At 61.7% G+C, this 17,077-nt stretch carries 14 protein-coding genes and 2 pseudogenes; 3 read left to right on the top strand and 13 right to left on the bottom strand.

What is annotated here, in order from left to right:
• Positions 1 to 278 precede the first annotated feature (278 nt).
• The gene (locus tag GR197_RS07930; protein WP_164008246.1) at positions 279 to 911 is read left to right on the top strand and encodes a hypothetical protein; all 633 of its coding nucleotides are present in this window, start codon (positions 279 to 281) and stop codon (positions 909 to 911) included.
• Positions 912 to 947: 36 nt separating this feature from the next.
• Here the strand turns inward: GR197_RS07930 and GR197_RS07925 are convergent, their stop codons facing one another.
• Together GR197_RS07925 and GR197_RS07920 are read right to left on the bottom strand one after the other, a co-directional pair.
• Positions 948 to 2,183, bottom strand: a complete 1,236-nt coding sequence (locus tag GR197_RS07925) for an SGNH/GDSL hydrolase family protein (RefSeq protein WP_204330107.1) — start codon at positions 2,181 to 2,183, stop codon at positions 948 to 950.
• A 172-nt stretch (positions 2,184 to 2,355) separates the two neighbouring features.
• Positions 2,356 to 3,579: a lytic murein transglycosylase gene (locus GR197_RS07920; RefSeq protein WP_164008243.1), complete on the bottom strand. Its 1,224-nt coding sequence runs from the start codon at positions 3,577 to 3,579 to the stop codon at positions 2,356 to 2,358.
• Between the two features lie 204 nt (positions 3,580 to 3,783).
• Here GR197_RS07920 and galU point away from each other — a divergent pair, with 204 nt between their 5' ends.
• Positions 3,784 to 4,671 carry a UTP--glucose-1-phosphate uridylyltransferase GalU gene (gene galU, locus GR197_RS07915; RefSeq protein ID WP_164008241.1) on the top strand — a complete coding sequence of 296 codons (888 nt, stop codon included), beginning with the start codon at positions 3,784 to 3,786 and terminating at the stop codon, positions 4,669 to 4,671.
• Between the two features lie 67 nt (positions 4,672 to 4,738).
• Here galU and GR197_RS07910 read toward each other — a convergent pair whose 3' ends face one another.
• Positions 4,739 to 6,280 (bottom strand): outer membrane beta-barrel protein, encoded by a 1,542-nt coding sequence (locus tag GR197_RS07910; protein ID WP_164008239.1) that lies wholly within the window; start codon positions 6,278 to 6,280, stop codon positions 4,739 to 4,741.
• Positions 6,281 to 6,423: 143 nt separating this feature from the next.
• Here GR197_RS07910 and GR197_RS07905 point away from each other — a divergent pair, with 143 nt between their 5' ends.
• The gene (locus tag GR197_RS07905) at positions 6,424 to 7,419 is read left to right on the top strand and encodes a KpsF/GutQ family sugar-phosphate isomerase (protein ID WP_164008237.1); all 996 of its coding nucleotides are present in this window, start codon (positions 6,424 to 6,426) and stop codon (positions 7,417 to 7,419) included.
• A gap of 14 nt (positions 7,420 to 7,433) precedes the next feature.
• On the opposite strand, the gene GR197_RS07900 is transcribed toward GR197_RS07905, so the two are convergent.
• From GR197_RS07900 to GR197_RS07855, 10 genes and pseudogenes are all read right to left on the bottom strand, one after another.
• The gene (locus tag GR197_RS07900; RefSeq protein ID WP_164008235.1) at positions 7,434 to 7,889 is read right to left on the bottom strand and encodes an NfeD family protein; all 456 of its coding nucleotides are present in this window, start codon (positions 7,887 to 7,889) and stop codon (positions 7,434 to 7,436) included.
• A 3-nt stretch (positions 7,890 to 7,892) separates the two neighbouring features.
• Positions 7,893 to 8,930, bottom strand: a complete 1,038-nt coding sequence (locus GR197_RS07895; protein ID WP_164008233.1) for an SPFH domain-containing protein — start codon at positions 8,928 to 8,930, stop codon at positions 7,893 to 7,895.
• 192 nt (positions 8,931 to 9,122) lie between these two features.
• A complete protein-coding gene (gene hemH, locus GR197_RS07890) occupies positions 9,123 to 10,157 on the bottom strand; it encodes a ferrochelatase (protein ID WP_164008231.1) in 1,035 nt (344 codons plus the stop codon).
• Positions 10,158 to 10,284: 127 nt separating this feature from the next.
• On the bottom strand, positions 10,285 to 12,270 hold the full coding sequence (locus tag GR197_RS07885; RefSeq protein WP_164008229.1) for a bifunctional metallophosphatase/5'-nucleotidase: 1,986 nt from the start codon (positions 12,268 to 12,270) through the stop codon (positions 10,285 to 10,287).
• Between the two features lie 171 nt (positions 12,271 to 12,441).
• Positions 12,442 to 12,760: pseudogene (locus tag GR197_RS07880) on the bottom strand (hypothetical protein).
• A 26-nt stretch (positions 12,761 to 12,786) separates the two neighbouring features.
• Positions 12,787 to 13,155, bottom strand: coding sequence for an outer membrane lipoprotein Omp10 (gene omp10, locus GR197_RS07875; protein WP_007631625.1), 369 nt, complete (start codon positions 13,153 to 13,155; stop codon positions 12,787 to 12,789).
• A gap of 172 nt (positions 13,156 to 13,327) precedes the next feature.
• Entirely contained in the window at positions 13,328 to 14,779 is a 1,452-nt protein-coding gene (locus GR197_RS07870; protein WP_007631624.1) for a homospermidine synthase, read from the bottom strand.
• 185 nt (positions 14,780 to 14,964) lie between these two features.
• Positions 14,965 to 15,250: pseudogene (locus GR197_RS07865) on the bottom strand (YciI family protein).
• Between the two features lie 2 nt (positions 15,251 to 15,252).
• A complete protein-coding gene (locus GR197_RS07860; RefSeq protein WP_164008227.1) occupies positions 15,253 to 15,882 on the bottom strand; it encodes an aminotransferase class IV family protein in 630 nt (209 codons plus the stop codon).
• Entirely contained in the window at positions 15,879 to 16,985 is a 1,107-nt protein-coding gene (locus tag GR197_RS07855) for an aminodeoxychorismate synthase component I (protein WP_204330118.1), read from the bottom strand. Before GR197_RS07855 ends, GR197_RS07860 begins: the two co-directional genes overlap by 4 nt.
• Between the last annotated feature and the right edge of the window lie 92 nt (positions 16,986 to 17,077).

Genomic DNA, 17,077 nt, shown 5'->3' with positions numbered 1-17,077 from the left:
TTGCTATGATGCATGCCGTTGTCCCGGAACCGCTGCATACTTCCGGGCGACATGCATTATCGCTTTGGATTATACCCGGGTGCGACCGCTTGACGCGCCGGCATTCGGCGCAAGCCTCAGGCAATGCCGGGAAGCGAGATTTTCGCCGGACGCGGGCTCGGGAAGAGCCGGCGGCGACCGGAAGGGAGGTGCCATACCGTTTCGGTCAAGGCATTTCACCATCGGCCGCGGGCGTTAGGGACATCGACCGCCGCGAATGATCGACAAGGATTTTTCAAATGGTTTCTGCACTTGACAGCACGCGGCTGGTTTCTGCCCAATATGCGCTGAAAAACCTTCGCAGCTCCGATGACAGTTCGCAGGATACGCAGAGTTCGTCGGCTGCCGGTATCTTGAGCAACTATGGGCTCGATCCGAGCTCCGCCTCGCTGCTTTCCAACCAGGCCCTGTCAGGGCTGCTCGACACGCTTTCATCCCAGAACGACACGCCCGATGCGACCGACACGACTGGCGGCAGCGCCGACGTGACCAGCGCTTCCTTCATGTCGATGCTGAAGAAGCAGCTGCAGGATGCGGCTGCGGCCGAAGGCGAGAGCGGCAAGGCCCACGACATGTTAGCCGCCCTCGAAGCGGGCATGCTCATCATCTCCGACCCGACGCAGGGCGTATCGATTGCCGCCTGGGACGTCGACGATGCCGATGAGGCGGACACTCAGAGCAAGGACGGCAAGGAGATCGATGTCAGCGGCTGGAGCGACTTCCTCGATGCGCATTTGGAGCGCGGCTCCGACGGCGCTTTCGTCAAGGAAAACGGCAGCTATGTCGACCAGACGAACGACAGCAATGCCTTCTTCGGCCTGATCGGCTCGAACTACTATTATCTGAGCTGGCCGCAGGCGACGGCGACGTAAACGGAACGACGAGCAAGGCTGGCGCACGCGGCCTTTTCATTTGACCGAGACTTCGGCCGCCGTCTTTGCCACCGGCAGGCGGTAATCATCGACGCGGCCAGGAGGCGCGGGCGTCATTTCGCCCTGCTCGACCAGAAGGTCGCGGGGCGACCGCGTCAAAGCCATCGGCGGCGGCCTGGCCCCGAGAAGCTCGGCGCCGCCGTCGAGATTGGGGTCGGAGAGGCTGATCGGCACGGTATGTTCGACCGGATTGGCGGGGAGGCCGAGACCGGGCAGATTGCTGGAGTCGAGGCGGACCAGATCGGGGCTTGCCTGCGTGCCGAGAAGTCGCCGCGCCGGTTTTTCTACATAGAAGGCGAGCTTGCGCCGGCCGGCCTGGGTCAGATTGATGCCATCGGAGGTGCGCAGTCTGACCTGCTGGCCGTTTACATCCGAGCCGGTGACGATGAAGTTGCTGTTTTCATCGACGAAACCATCCCAGATATCGACGAATTCACCACCGATGCTTTCGACCTGATTACGGTAGAGCTGATTCATCTGGACGGCATCGGCCGTCATCTGATCGGATTCGAAGGCGGGAAGGCCGACCCAGAGCAGCGGGATCTTGCGGTCGGTAACTTGCCTGCCGAAGGAGAGAACACGGCGGCGGTATTCGGTAAACCAGCTATCGGTGCGGAATTTTTCCTTGGCCGTATCGGTCACCATCTGCTGGCGATCGTTGGCGCCGATCATCACGACGACCATTGCCGGCTTCAGCTCGTCGATCATCTTCGGCAGCTGTTCCGGCCAGTCGTAATAATCGTCGCGGACGAGACCCGATGAGACATTGCCGCGAGCTTCGACGACGACCCCCGGCGAGGTCTCGAAGGCGGCAGTGAGGCCGTCGCCGAGGCCGCTGGCCAGGAAATCGCCGACGATCAGAATCTTCTTGGCGTCGCCGAGCTTCTGCACCACCGGCTCTTCCTGCACGGGCGCGCGGAGCGGCGGCGCGGTGCGGGTGTTGACGATGGCTTTCTGTGACGGCGGGCGCTTGCGCTGCTGGCGCCTCGGCTGCTGGACATCAGGGGCTTGCGGGGCGTCGTCGAGATAGCGGCGGCCGAGGAAGAAATCGAGGATCGAACGCCGCTGATAGCGCTGCTCCTGGGCTTGCGCCATAGGCACCGGCGCAAGCGTGCCAAGACATAGCGAGGCCGCCGCCAGGGCGAGCACAAGCCAACGGATGGGGGTTCGATCGGTTTTCTTCGTCATGGGCAGTTCCGCATCTGCCGGCATCTTGCACGTGGGGTAGGCCAGCGTCCACTCCCGCTGCTATCTAGGTCACGGTTCTGGCAGTTGTAGAGCATCATGCCGAAAAGTCTGTGTGGGTTTCGGGCGGCATCATGCCCTATTTCCTTGATTCAAAGGCGGATTCAGATTCCGGCCGATCTGGCCGGATCAACAGGGTCTAGCGGCGCAGCGCGTTCAGAAGCGGCAGCGACGGCTCGCCGTCCGGCTGCATGCCGATGCGCGACTGCACGGCTGAGATCGCCGCCTTCGAACCCGAGCCGAAATTGCCGTCGACCTCACCATTGTAATAGCCCAGCGTCTTCAAGCGGGTCTGCAGCTCGAATTTTTCGGTGACGTCAAGGGCGCCGTCCGGGCGCGGCCAACGCTGCTGCATGCCGCCGTAGCCGGCGATCTGGTCGGCGAGCAGGCCGACGGCAAGCGCATAGCTATCCGACGCATTGTAGTTCTTGATGGTGAAGAAGTTGGCGGTCATCAGGAAGCCGGGGCCACTGGGCCCAGCCGGCATTTTCAGCATGGCCTTGGTGGCGCTCTCGCGGAAGGCCTTGCCATTTGGTCGTGCCAGGCCGAGTGCCGCCCATTGGGCCAATGTGTGGGTCTTGCCGACCTGCTTGGCGACTGCGGCGGGAACGACAACCTCGTAGCCCCAGGTCTTGCCGGCGTCCCAGCCGTTCTTCATCAGAAGATTGGCCGAGGTTGCCAGTGCATCGGGCACCGAGTTCCAGATGTCGCGATGGCCGTTACCGTCGGCATCGACGGCGTAAAGCAGGTAGCTTGTCGGAATGAACTGGGTGTGGCCCATGGCGCCGGCCCAGGAGCCGGTCATCTCGCGTGCCGGCACATCGCCGTTCTGCAGGATCTTCAGCGCGGCGACCAGCTGCTTCTTGGCGAATTTGGCGCGGCTCGGATCGGCATAGCCAAGTGTTGCCAGCGCCCGCGGCACGTAGTGCAGCCGGTCGTCCTTGTCGAGGATGGCGCCGTAATTCGATTCCATCGACCAGATGGCGAGCAGAATGGTCTTGTCGACGCCGAATCGCTGTTCGATCGCAGCGAGCGTTCTTGCGTGTTTGACAGCCATCTCGCGGCCGATCTTGACCGTATAGGGATTGACGCGGGAATCGACGTAGTCCCAGATTTTCGATGTGAATTCCGGCTGATAGGCCGCCTTTTCGAGCACGGTTGGATCGGGCTCGGTCACCCCGGAAAAGGCCTTTTGATAAGTTGCCTTACTGATGCCACTCTGCGCGGCAGTCTGGTAAAAATCCGCGATCCATTTCTGGAACCGGGAATCGGCTTTCGCGTTGTCAGGAACCAGCCCGACCTGGGCGGCGACAACGAGGGCAAGAGCAAGACCACGAAGGGAGTATTTGTGATTCTGGGCCATCGACAATCGTATCCGTCATCTTCAGTTTCCGGTGCAGCGGGGCATCATGTCCGCCCAGACCCGAGACTACAGGAACGGAGTCAACAAATTCTTTACCATAGCGATCCGCTGCGGTCACCGTTTGCAAAACAGTAGCAATTCTATACTAGTTAAAGCTAAAAAGCTCCATTTCAAAAGCGATATGATCGAAGCAGGAGGCCGGGTGTGGCTCAACACAATAAAGTTCGTAAAGCAGTATTTCCGGTTGCCGGGCTAGGGACGCGATTCCTGCCGGCAACCAAGGCTGTTCCGAAGGAAATGTTGACCGTCGTCGACAAGCCAATCATTCAATATGTCGTCGATGAGGCGATCGAGGCCGGGATCGAACATCTGGTTTTCGTCACCGGACGCAACAAGCACGTCATCGAAGACTATTTCGACATCCATTTCGAGTTGGAGCAGACGCTGCGCGAGCGCTCCAAGAAGGCCGAGATAACCCTTCTCGCCCAGCAATTGCCGAAGGCCGGCACGGTGAGCTTTACCCGCCAGCAGGAGCCGCTCGGCCTCGGCCACGCGGTTTGGTGCGCCCGCGAGATCGTCGGTGACGAGCCATTCGCACTGTTGCTGCCCGATATGATCATGAAGGGCGACAAGGGCTGCATGAAGGGCATGATCGACCTCTACGGCCAGAGCGGCGGCAATATCATCGCCGTCGAGGAATGCGCACCCGACCAGGCCCATAAATACGGCATCGTCGGCGTCGGCGAGGCGATCGGCGACGGCTTCCGAATCACCGGCATGGTGGAAAAGCCTGCCAAGGGGACGGCGCCTTCCAACTTCTTCATCAACGGCCGATACATCCTGCAGCCGGAGATCTTCAAGATCCTCGAAACCCAGGAGCGTGGCGCCGGCAATGAGATCCAGCTCACCGACGGCATGCTGAAGCTGCTGAAGGAACAGGATTTCGCCGGTTACCACTTCCGCGGCGCGACCTACGACTGCGGCGCCAAGGACGGCTTCATCCTGGCAAACGTCGCCTTCGCCCTTGAACGCGACGATATCCGCCCCACCGTCGAAGGCGGCTTCAAGGAATTGCTTGCCGGTCTGAAGTAAGCTTCCGCACAGCATATAAATGATAGAGCGCCGCGTATCCTCTCAGATGCGCGGCGTTTTTGCATGACTAGCGCTTCAACTTGAGACCGACGCCGGCGCGCCATTGCTGCGAATCGGTGCCTTCCTTGCGCGTTGTCAGCTCGTAGCCGAGCGTGCTGGTCAAATCGAGATAGCGGTTGATGTTCCAGGTCAGGCCGGTCGCTGCGGTATAAACGAGCTCGTCATTGATGGTGCTATCGGTGGGATAATCGCGCCACGTTACCCCGCCGATCATCGTGCCCACCAGATTGTCGCGCAGCTGGTGGGTGACAGTCGTCGTCAGCGCGTGCGAGACGTAGCCGCTTTCGCCGGCCGTGGTCGACGGCTGGATGCTCGTCTGCAGGTCGAAATTCACGTCGGTGCCGCGGATCGGCGACCAGAGAAGGCTTGCATCGAGCGTGGCCGTGTCGATCGAGGACAGGCGGCTGTCTTCGAAATTCGCCATCTCGTAGCCGACACCGACTTCGCCCTTCAGCTTTTCGCCGAGGTCGACCTCGACGCCTGCCTTGGCGCCGTAGCTATGGCCGGAACGCTCGTAACCGGCGGAATCGCGCGTCTCGTCATAGACACTCCGGCCGATCGTCGCCTCGATGAAGGGGATGAGCGCCGGAGACAGCTCGTAGCCGACGCGGCCGCGCAGCGTGCCGGCCGTCTGGTCGCGGTCGCTCAGCGCAACGGTCGTGCCGTTCGCAAGCGTGGCATCCGAATAGATCGAGCGGGTCAGTGCCAGTGCCGTCGTGCCGCGCAGGATGCCGAAATCGCGTTGGACGGAGGCGCCTGCGCTAAACTCCTGCACATCAGACTGCTGTGTCGCATTGGCGACCGCATCCGGATCATCCGTGTCCTCGCGGTAGAAATTGTAACCGGCGGTGAGATGCGCGACAGTATCGTCGGGAAGATCCAGCCTGAGGTCGCCGTTGACCTTGAAGGAAGGCTGTTCCTCGCCCTCGCCGCTGATATTCTTCTGCCAGGCGCCTTCCGAGGTGACGGTCAGCTGATGCCGGCCCCAGTCGGAGGTCAGGGTCGCGGCTGCATCCGTTTCGAGGAAGGCGCGCTGTTGCCTGGTGTTGCCGTCCTTGGTGGTTTCGGTGTTGATGCTCTGGGTGACGCTCGGGCGGAGCACGAAGGTGCCGATCGGAATGCCCGGCGTTTCGGCGGCCGATGCACTTTCGGCGGTTCTGCGGCGCGGCAGCGTTTCATCGATCGGTGCTTCGCGGGTGTTCAGCCGGCGGATGTCGTCGTCGAGGATGGAGCCGGTAATGTCGTCGCCGGTTTGCGCTTCCGGTATGGCCGGCCGCTGCGCGGCATCATCGGGGTTAGTGGTCGTGCCGTTTGCCGCAGGCGTGGCGGTATCGTCGGTGCCGTCATCGAAGGCGGCGGCTGTGTTCGTGGTGCTATTGTCCTGAGAGACGGTGGAGCGGCTATTTGCCGTCGTTGCCGGCTGTTGCGAGGCGGACTGCGCCAGGGCTGCCGTCTGGCTGAGAAGCAGGCCACCGAACGCGGCAAAAGAGACGGCACGGCTCATGGCGCGGAGCGGCGTCACACTGCTCGTCTGTTTTGGCTGGCCCATGCAATTCGCGCCTGACATGCTTTCGGTTCTTACCCAAAGGTAAAGCCTCGTGGTTAATCATTCGTTGCCGGCGGCGGGCGCTGTTCACATTTCGGAAAGAGTGCGGGGTGGACTTGGAAAGTGAAAAGGTCTAACGCAATTTCATGAACAGAAGAGCGATAAACCTCGTTGAAAACAGCGTGCTCGAATCGGCAAAACGCACGATAGAGACCGAAAGACGCGGTCTTGAAGCGCTCGAGCAGGCCTTTGACAACGGATTGGCCGGTCCATTCACGCGCGCCATCGAAGTGATCGGCGACATCTCCGGGCGGGTCATCGTCACCGGCGTCGGCAAAAGCGGGCATATTGGCGCCAAGCTCGCGGCGACATTCGCGTCAACGGGAACACCTGCCTTTTTCGTGCATGCGGCGGAGGCCAATCACGGCGATCTCGGGATGATCGCGCGCGACGACGTCGTGCTGGCGATTTCCAAGGGCGGTGAGAGTGCTGAACTCAAGAGCATAATTTCCTTCACGCGGCGATTCTCCATACCGCTGATCGCGATCACTTGCAGCGACAGTTCCTCGCTTGCAACCGCCGCCGATATCGTCCTTCTCGTGCCGAACGAGCAGGAGGCCTGCCCGAATGGGCTGGCGCCGACGACCTCGACGCTGATGCAGCTCGCGATGGGTGATGCGCTGGCGGTGGCGCTATTGGAAGCGCGCGGCTTTACCGCCACGGATTTCCACGTGTTCCATCCCGGCGGTAAATTGGGCGCAAGTCTGATGCATGTCGCCGATATCATGCATACCGGCGAGCGGTTGCCGCTCGTTGCCAAGGGCACACCGATGCCGGAGGCGATCACGGTGCTATCGCGCAAGCATTTCGGCTGCGTCGGCGTGCTTGATGAGGATGGGCGGCTGTGCGGCATCGTCACTGAAGGCGACATGGCGCGCAACCTGACCCGCAATCTCTCCGAACTTGCTGTCGATGACATCATGACGCGGACGCCGAAGACGGTGAAGTCGACGGTGCTGGCGACCGCTGCCCTGGCGCTGCTCAACCAGCATCACATCGGCGCGCTGATCGTCACCGACGACGACCGCCGGCCGGTCGGACTGGTGCATTTCCACGACCTGCTGCGGATCGGCGTCGCCTGATCAGATTCTTTCTATCAGACTGGCTCGACCGTCAGGTCGCGGCCGTTGCTCGAAACCACCTTCACCTGCGTTCCGACGGGCAGGTCGGGTCCCATCACCTGCCATAGCGTATCGTCGAGACGGATGCGGCCGCGGCCCTCGCGGATCGGTTCGTGCAGCGTCGCGGTGCGGCCGACGAGGCTCGCGCCGCGCTGATTGAGGAAGGGCTCGTCGGTCGTGGAATTGCGCAGCGTCAGCCGACGGCCGGCGAAGGTCGTGGCGACGGCAAGCAGCGCAAAAAGGATCGCCTGCAGCTCCCAGATCCAGAAGGCGCTGTCCCAGAAGATGAGCGACAGCGCGCCGACGATCAAGGCGGCAAGGCCGATCCAGACCAGGAAGAAGCCGGGTACGATCATTTCCGCGGCGAGCAGGACGAGGCCTGCGACCCACCAGCTCCACGGACCAAGTTCGGCGACGATCTTCGCCAGCATGGCTTATCGCTCCTGATCCGGATTGAAAGGATTGGGGGTCGACGGATTGATCGGCGGCGTCGAGCGCGCCGGCGCGGGGCGCGGACGCGGCAAAGGTGGCGGCGTTGCCGGGTTGTTGCCGGCATCCCCGAAGACTTCGCGGGCAATGGCGCCAATGCCGCCGAGCGAGCTGAGGATGGACGAGGCTTCCATCGGCATCATCACGATCTTGGAATTGGGTGCCGAACCGATCGAGGTGAGCGCCTCGGTGTATTTCTGCGCGACGAAATAATTGATCGCCTGAATGTCGCCGGCGGCGATCGCTTCGGAGACCATCTTGGTCGCCTTGGCTTCAGCCTCGGCCAGGCGTTCGCGGGCTTCAGCATTGCGGAAGGCGGCCTCGCGCTGGCCTTCGGCCTGGAGAATGGCCGATTGCTTGGCGCCTTCGGCCCTGAGGATCTGCGCGTTGCGCGAGCCTTCGGCTTCCAGCACCTGGGCGCGCTTCTCGCGCTCGGCCTTCATCTGGCGGGCCATCGCATCGACGAGGTCGCGCGGCGGCTGGATGTCCTTGATCTCGACACGGGTGACCTTGATGCCCCAGGGATGCACGGCCTCGTCGACGACGCGCAGCAGCCGGTCGTTGATTGCATCGCGGTTGGAAAGCAGCTCGTCGAGATCCATCGAGCCCATGACCGAGCGGATGTTGGTCATGGTGAGATTGAGGATGGCGTTTTCGAGATTGGCAACCTGATAGGCGGCCTGGGCGGCGTTCAGCACCTGATAGAAGGAGACGGCATCGGCCGAGACCGAGGCATTGTCCTTGGTAATCACCTCCTGGGTCGGCACGCTCAGCACCTGCTCCATCACGTTCAACCGGGCGCCGACACGCTCGATGAAGGGAGTGATCAGGTTAAGTCCGGGCTCCAGCGTGCGGGTATAACGCCCGAAGCGCTCGATCGTATAGCGGTAGCCCTGCGGCACGGTTTTGATCCCGGCAAAGAGCACCAGAATGACGAAAATGACCAGCACGATCACGACGATATCGAAGCCGCCGAACAGCATGAAAAATTCCTCTCATCCGCGCATGCGCGCGCGTGCACACCATAGATGTGGTGAGTTAGCATGTTCTTTGCGAGGAGGAAATCACACACACATGCCCACCTCCCATCCAAGTGAAAAGAAGGTTTGGTCTTGCAATGCCCATTCGGGCTGGCGCCGGCTAACCGTGCAATGCTGCCTTCTGAAAACGGGTTCTCAGACCCAGCCCTGCAATTCGCGGCGGACGACCTTTTCCAGCACCGTCATACCGTCCTCGCCGTCGTTGAGGCAGGGGATATGCGCGAACTTCTCGCCGCCGTTCTCATGGAAGGAATGGGCAGCCTGTTCGGCGATCTCCTCCAGCGTCTCCAGGCAGTCGGAGACGAAGCCGGGATTGATGACGGCGATGCGCTTGACGCCGTCCTTGGCGAGCTTCTCCACTGTCTTGTCTGTATAGGGCTGCAGCCATTCCTCCGGCCCGAATCGGGACTGGAAGGTGACCATGAAGTTTTCCTTGGTGAGCCCGAGCCGCTCGCGCAGCAGCCGGCCGGTCTTCTGGCATTGGCAGTGGTAGGGATCGCCCTGCTTGAAATAGGACATCGGAATGCCGTGGAAGGAGGCGAGCAGCATTTCGGGCTTCCAGTCGAGCGTCGAAAGATGCTGTTCGACGGACTTTGCGAGCGCCTCGATATAGGTCTCGTCGTCGTGATAGGCGGGCACGGTGCGCAGCGCCGGCTGCCAACGCATCGAGAGCAGCTTCTGGAAGGCCTTGTCGTTGACAGTGGCGGTCGTTGCCGCCGCATATTGCGGATAGAGCGGGAAGAGCAGGATGCGGTCGCAACCCTCCTGCTTCAGCGCCTCCATGCGCGAGGCGATCGACGGCGTGCCGTAGCGCATTGCCCAGTCGACCTTGACGTTATCAAGATCCTTCAGGCGCCCGGTCATCAGCTCCGACTGGTTGCGGGTATAGGTGCGGAGATAGCTTTCGTTCTTCTCCCTGTTCCAGATCAGCTCGTAGGCCTTGCCGACTTTCTGCGGGCGGGTGTTGAGCACGATGCCGAACAGGATCGGATACCACTTCCAGGGCGACCATTCGATGACGCGGCGATCGGTCAGGAATTCCCTGAGATAGCGGCGCATTGACGTGTAATCGGTGCCATCGGGCGTGCCGAGATTGACCAGCAAAACACCGACCTTGCCTGATTTGACGGACGGATGGTCCGCCGGGCGGTGTGAAAGATCTGTTGTCATTTGGCCCCAACGCTCTCTTTTCCGTCTCGTCGGCTCATACGCAGCCTGGAGATCATGGTTCACCCTATAGAAAGAAAAACCGGCCCGGGAAACCCCGGACCGGTCGTGGCAATCGGGACAAATTGTCTTATTTTGCCGGAACTTCGATCTGTTTGCCGACCGTCAGGTGGCGTGGGTTCGGACTGCCGTTGGCCTCCGAAAGCTTCCGCCACAGCGTGCCGTCGCCATAGAAGGTCACGGCGAGATCCCAGAAGGTGTCGCCCGCGGCGATCACGTGGGTGGATGGCGTCGTTGCGGCGGGTGTGGAGGCTGCCGGCGCCGGTGTCGGTTCCCCGGTGGGGGCAGGCGTTGCTGGTGCTGCCGGAGCTGGTGCTGCCGGTGCCGCAGGGGCAGGCGCGGGCGTTGCCGGTGCAGCAGGCGCGGGGGCAGGTTCTGTGGTTGGTGTAGGGGCTGCCGGTGTTGCTGGTGCGGGAGCGGCCGGTTCGGCAGCCGGTGCCTGTGCCACTGCCGCGCCGTTTTCGGTGACGCGGCCGTCGGTATAGGGCTTATAGGGTGAGTGGGCGGCCAGATATTCGGCGGTCACGTCGGCAAGATCCGGGCCAAAGTCGTAGGCGTTCTTGCCTTCCTTGAAGATCGAATAGCCGTCGCCGCCGGCCCGCATGAAGTTGTTGGTGGCGACTTTGTAAGTCTTGGCTTGGTCGATCGGAGCGAAGTTGCCGCCGTCCTTCACCTGAACATCGCTGACGCGGCTGCCGACGGGCTTCGACTGGTCGAAGGAGAATTTCAGGCCGGCGACCTGCGGGAAGCGGCCGGCGCCCTGATCGATCTGGCTGACGCCGTTTTCAAGCGCCTTGACGACATCTGCGCCGGTGGCCTCGAAGGTGGCCAGCGTATTCTGGAAAGGCAGGACGGTGATGACCTCGCCCTGGGTGACCTCACCGCCATCGATCGAAGCACGCAGGCCGCCGCCATTCTGGACGGCGATGGCAACACCCTGGTTCTTCGTGCGGTCGAGCATGGCGTCGGCCACCAGATTGCCCATCGAGCATTCCTTGACGCGGCAGACCTTGCGGTCGCCCTCGATCGGGGCCTCGGAGGAACCGATGACCTTCTTGCGCAATTCTTCGATCGGTTTGGCCAGTTCGGCGATGCGGGCAACGACGGCCGGATCGGGGGTAAAGGTGGAATCGATCAGGATCGGATCGCCCGTGGCATCCTTGACGACGCCGCTATCGTCGAAATTGACAACGAGATCGCCGAGATATTTGCTGTAGGAGGCGGCCTGAACGACCGGCACCTTGTAGCCACCGGGATTGTCGACCATCGTCGGATAGGGACCCTCAGCCTTGGGATCGGTATTGGAGAGCAGGCTATGGGAGTGACCGCCGACAACGACATCGACATCCGGGATCTTGGCGATCAAAGCGAGATCGCGGGGGTAACCGACATGGGTCAGCGCGATGATCTTGTTGACACCCTGGCCCTTCAGATCCTGAACGGCTGAGGTGATCGCCTGGACGTCATCAGCGATCGTGACATTCGGGCCGGGGGAGGAAAGTTCGGGTGTATCATTGGTGACCGCGCCGACGATACCGATCTTCTGGCCGCCGACATCGAGCACCAGCGACGGCTTGATGCGGTCGCCGAGCTTGGAGGCGGCTGTCGCCTTGACGTTCGCCGTCACGACAGGGAACTGCACCTTGTCGAGGAAGGTCGCAAGCCCGTCCTCGCTGTCGTCGAATTCATGGTTGCCGACGGTCATGGCGTCGAACTTCATCAGGTTCAGGAATTCGGCTTCGGCAGCGCCCTTATAGGTCGTGTAGAAGAGCGAGCCCTGGAAATTGTCGCCGGCATTCAGCAGGAGGACATTCTTGCCGGAAAGCGCCTGACGGCGCTGGTCGATCACGGTCTTAAGGCGGGCAGCACCCCCGAAGCATTCCTTCTTGCCTTCTTCCTCGGCCGAGCAGGTGGAGTCGAATTTGTTGATCGATTCGATGCGCGAATGGAAATCGTTAATATGAAGAATATTGAGTTCGTAATCCGCAAAAGCGGCGCCCGCGCTCAGCGCCAGCATGGACGCGGTCAAAAGACCGAAGCTGAAAGACTTCGTCATCCTTGTTCTCCTGATTAAGGCGAGAGATCCCCCTGATCCTCGCCGATCCCTTCATAGTCCGCCGGGGGCGGTCCCGGCCTGCGGATGTTCCATCAGACGATGGGCGACCGCAAGTGAAAGCTGGGCCGGGCTGGGCGCTTTCCAAGGGGGCAGGGCAAAAAAGCCGGGTGGTTATCCCAGGCATTCGCCGGCGGCGGCGTTTCGATAGAGTTCGTGCACGGCCTCCGCAATATTCGGAACCGTAGCGAGCGCGATGCTCAAACAGAGAAGGAAAACGAGGCGATGAAAGCGCCGGCCGGCCCGATAGGCAAAGAGCGCGCCGGCGCCATAGATCAGGATTGCCGGCACGGCAAGGATCCACCTGCAGCGGCCCATCGCAATCGGGAGCGGCGACACCCTGGGCACGATAGACGTTGGCCGGCAAAACGACGGCAAGTGCTGCAAGCGGCAGCGCGAGCAGCAGGACGAGGTAAACGGCGAGGGCGCGCATGGCGTGCTTAGCCCATCACCTCATCTTCAGCCTCGGCGGGAAAGCGTGAATTGTGCGCCGGAATCGGAGGTGCAATTGAGCTGGCTCTGATTGACAAGGGCGCAATTCACCTTGGACTGGGTCTTACGCACCAGCGAGGTCATGTTGATCTCCACCAAGGTCGGCGAGGTGTTGATGTAGGTGCCCGAGGCAAGAAGCTGATTGCTGTCGGTCGTGCGGGTGGTGAAACTACCGCCCTGGAAGGTGGAAACGATGCCGTTCGGATCGCTCCAGTTGCCTTCGACGCCGGTGGCTGCCGGCGTCATTGCAACCGGCAGGCGGCGCGGCTCTGATGAAACGCAGGCGGCAAGAGCAGCCGCTGCACCGACAAGAACGAGACCAGTTCTGATTTTCATAAAGCTTCTCCCGGCGAATCGGCGCGGCGGAACACCCGCCAAGTTCGGGCAAAACATGGCGCGCGCCCGGCGTGAAGGCAAGCCTTGGCGGGGCGCCGGGCGGCATTTAGACAGCCGGCGTTACAAAAATGCCCGCCTTGCGGCGGGCATCTTCAGGGCCGCGTAAGCGATCTCAGCGAACGAGAATGTTCTTGAACTGCCACGGATCCTTGGTGTCGATATCTTCCGGGAAGAGGCCTGGGCGGCCATCGAGCGGGGTCCAGTCGGTGTAGTGTCCCTCGACCGGGCCGAGATAGGGCATCTGCACTTCGAGGCAGCGCTTGTAATCGATCTCGTCGGCCTCGACGATGCCGGCATTCGGGTTCTCAAGCGCCCAGACCATACCGGCGAGAACGGCTGAAGTGACCTGCAGGCCGGTGGCGTTCTGATAGGGCGCGATGCGGCGCGTTTCTTCCAGCGACAGGCGCGAGCCATACCAGTAGGCGTTCTTCTCATGGCCGTAGAGCAGGACGCCAAGTTCATCGATGCCGTCCTCCAGCTCGTCCTCGTCGAGAACGTGGTGGACGGGCTGCGCCGTGCCGCCATTGCCGAACATCTCATGAAGCGAGAGCACGGCATCGTTGGCCGGGTGGTAGGCATAGTGGCAGGTCGGGCGGAAGGTCACTTCGCCGTCCTTGTCGCGAACGGTGAAATAGTCGGCGATCGAGATCGACTCGTTGTGGGTGACGAGGAAGCCATATTGCGGGCCGGGCGTCGGGCACCAGGTGCGTACGCGGGTGTTGGCGCCGGGCTGCTCCAGGTAGATCGCCGCCTTGTTGCCCTTCTTGTGCTTCTTGGCGTTCTTCGGCATCCACTCTTCATGCGTGCCCCAGCCGAGTTCGGCCGGCTGCAGGCCTTCGGAGATGAAGCCTTCGACGGACCAGGTGTTCCAGAAGACGTTGAGCGGCTTCGGATGCTTGGTGCGCTGGGTGTCGCGCTCGGCGATGTGGACGCCCTTGACGCCGAGCTTCTTCATCAGCTTTGCCCAGCCTTCGCGATCGTGCTGGTCCGGTTCCTCGAATTTGAGGCCGGTGTCATTGGCGAGGTTGACAAGCGCCTGCTTGACGAACCAGGAGACCATGCCCGGATTGGCGCCGCAGGTGGAGACGGCAGTGGCGCCCCCCGGGTTCTTTGCCTTTTCCTTGCGCATGGTTTCGCGCAGCGCATAGTTGGTGCGGTCAGCATTGCTCATGCCCTTGTCGAAATAGAAGCCGAGCCAGGGTTCGACGACGGTGTCGACGTAGGGCACGTCATGCTTGCGGCAGAGCTTGATAATGTCGAGCGAGGACGTGTCGACCGAGAGGTTGACGCAGAAACCCTGGCCTTCGCCTTCGGTCAGCAGCGGCTTCAGCAGTTCCTTGTAATTTTCCTTGGTGACATATTCCTTGATGTGGCGAACGCCGTGCTTCTTCAGAATCTCCATGTCGGAGGGCTCTTCGCGCGGGTCGATGACGACCATCCGGCTCTTGTCGAATTTGAAGTGGCGCTCGATCAGGGGCAGGGTGCCGCGGCCGATCGAGCCAAAGCCGATCATGACGATCGGACCGGTGATTTCGGCATATACCGGATAGTTCTGTTCCGTCATTCTTTTCTCCTATGGAAGGGGACGAAGGCGTTCAGCCCGAAGAATTCTTTTGCAATTGCCGCAGAGATGCGAAGTGACCGGCTCTAACCATAAAACGGCGTCACAATAAAGAGCGTTGAGGGGGAAACAGCAAATATCGGGCCGGCGAGAGGTCAGCGAGGCCATCTGACCGGTCTCCTGCAAAATCAGCGTTTCAGGATTTCCAATCCTTCGACCGTCGTCGTCACGGCGAGCTCGGTGATGTCGTATTCGGCGACCCCTTTGGATTGTGAAGGGATCGGCGGCAACATAGGCCTCGATCATGGCGCGGTCGCCGACCGCCAGGATCGCGCCGCCGGTGCGCGGCACCTTGCGGCCGGAGGCGAGGAACCAGCCCTTCGCATATCCCTCCTTCACCCAGGCCATGTGCGGCTCCATATGCCGGTCGGCTTCGTCATTGGATTTGATATAGGTGAGGGAGAGAATGAACATGGTCAGTTCCTCAGAAGGTTTGCGCGGATCAGGCCGCGCAGCGAGTTGCCGATATAAAGCGTGCCGGCATCGAGATCGGTAAGGGTGAGGCGGCCGACGCGAGCCTTGCGGGCGCAGATCAGCTCAGTGCGCAGCACGCCGGCGAGCAGGCCGCAGGAGATGGGCGGGGTGCGCAGAATGCCGGTCCCGTCGTCCAGGAAGATCGAGGTGATAGTGCCCTCGCAGACGTCGCCGCGTTCGTTCAAAAGAATGACTTCGTCGGCCTCGTCGAGCCTGTATTCGGCGCGTGCGCGCTCGTAGACGGCGCGGCGGGTGGTTTTGACGCGCAGCAGCCTGTCGGTGGAGTTCAGACGAGTTTCGGCAAGGCGGACGGTCCAGGTTGCGTCGGACGCCAGCGGCACGAACGCGGCGCTTGTCACCTCGATGCGGCCTTGGGCGTCGAAAGTCAGGCGGACACGCAGCGGACCGGCAGCACCGGCTACGGCTGCGTCAAGCCTTGCCGCCGCGTCGATCGGTTGCGGGAAGCCAAGGCGACGGGCGGAGCGGGAAAGCCTGGCGAGATGCAGGCGCAGGCGGATAAAACCCTCGCCAGGCTGCCAACGCAGCGTCTCGATCAACGAAAAATCGATCATCGCGCAATCCATTGGTCGCCGACGGCGAAGCGGGCTTTGAGCAGGCATTCCTCATATTCGGCCTCGGCTGTGGAATCGAAGACGATGCCGCCGCCGACATTGAAGACGGCTCTGCCGCCGTCAAATAGCGTGATGGTGCGGATGGCGACGGAAAAGCGCATGGCGCCCCTCGGCGAAATCATCCCGATCGCGCCGCAATAGGCGTCGCGGGGCGTATCTTCGAGCGCATGCAGAATTTCCATCGACCGCATCTTCGGCGCGCCGGTGATCGAGCCGCAGGGAAAAAGCGCGGAGAAGACGTCGCGGATCGAAAGGCCGGGGCGGAGCCTTGCCTGCACATGGCTGACCATCTGGTGGACGGTCGGATAGGTCTCGATGTCGAAAAGCTTGGGCACGTCGAGCGTGCCGACCTCGGTGATGCGGGAAATATCGTTGCGCAGCAGATCGACGATCATGCGGTTTTCCGCCTGCGTCTTGATATCGCGGCGCATGGCCTCGACGATTTCGGTATCCTCAGTAGCGGTGGCGCCGCGTTTGGCGGTGCCTTTCATCGGATGGGTTTCGATCCAGCCTTCTTCATCGGTGCGGAAGAACAGTTCCGGCGATCGCGAAAGGATGACCGGACCGCCGAGATCGACCAGCGCGCCGTATTTGACCGGCTGGCGTTCGATCAGCGACCAGAAGGCGGCACGGGGATCGCCGCTCCAGCGGGCCTCGACCGGCATGGTGAGGTTTGCCTGATAGGCGTCGCCAAGCTGCAGGTGCCGGTGCAGGCGGTCGAAGCGCTCTTTATATAAGGGGAAATCCCAGGCGGCTTTCGGGGCGGTTAGGAATTCTTCGTTTTCGAGGCGCTGTTTCGACTGGGCAAGCGGGTGTGTGTCCGGCTGCGGCGCGTCGAAGACGCCGAAACAGAGTAGCGGCGTTTCGCGGTCTTCCCCGGCAAAAGACGCGAGTTTTTCTTCGAAGAGATATCCGGCCTCGTAGCTCATATGCCCGGCAAGCCATTTGCCGTCAGCCTTGGCCTGTTCCATTCGGATAAGGCCGGCAAAAAACTCAGCGCGCGTCCGGGCGAGGATGATTTCTGCCGGTTCGGCGAAAAGCATCACCTGGCCTGATGTGTCGTCGCGGAAGAGGATATAGGGTTGATCGGCCACGCTACGCTTTCAGTTTTGTTGGGCTTCCGAGGGTGAGCGAC

Source organism: Rhizobium phaseoli (genome assembly GCF_010668805.1).
Taxonomy (GTDB): Bacteria; Pseudomonadota; Alphaproteobacteria; order Rhizobiales; family Rhizobiaceae; genus Rhizobium; species Rhizobium phaseoli_A.
Note: the sequence above shows the minus strand (reverse complement) of the source record. Positions and strands in the feature narration are given on the sequence as shown.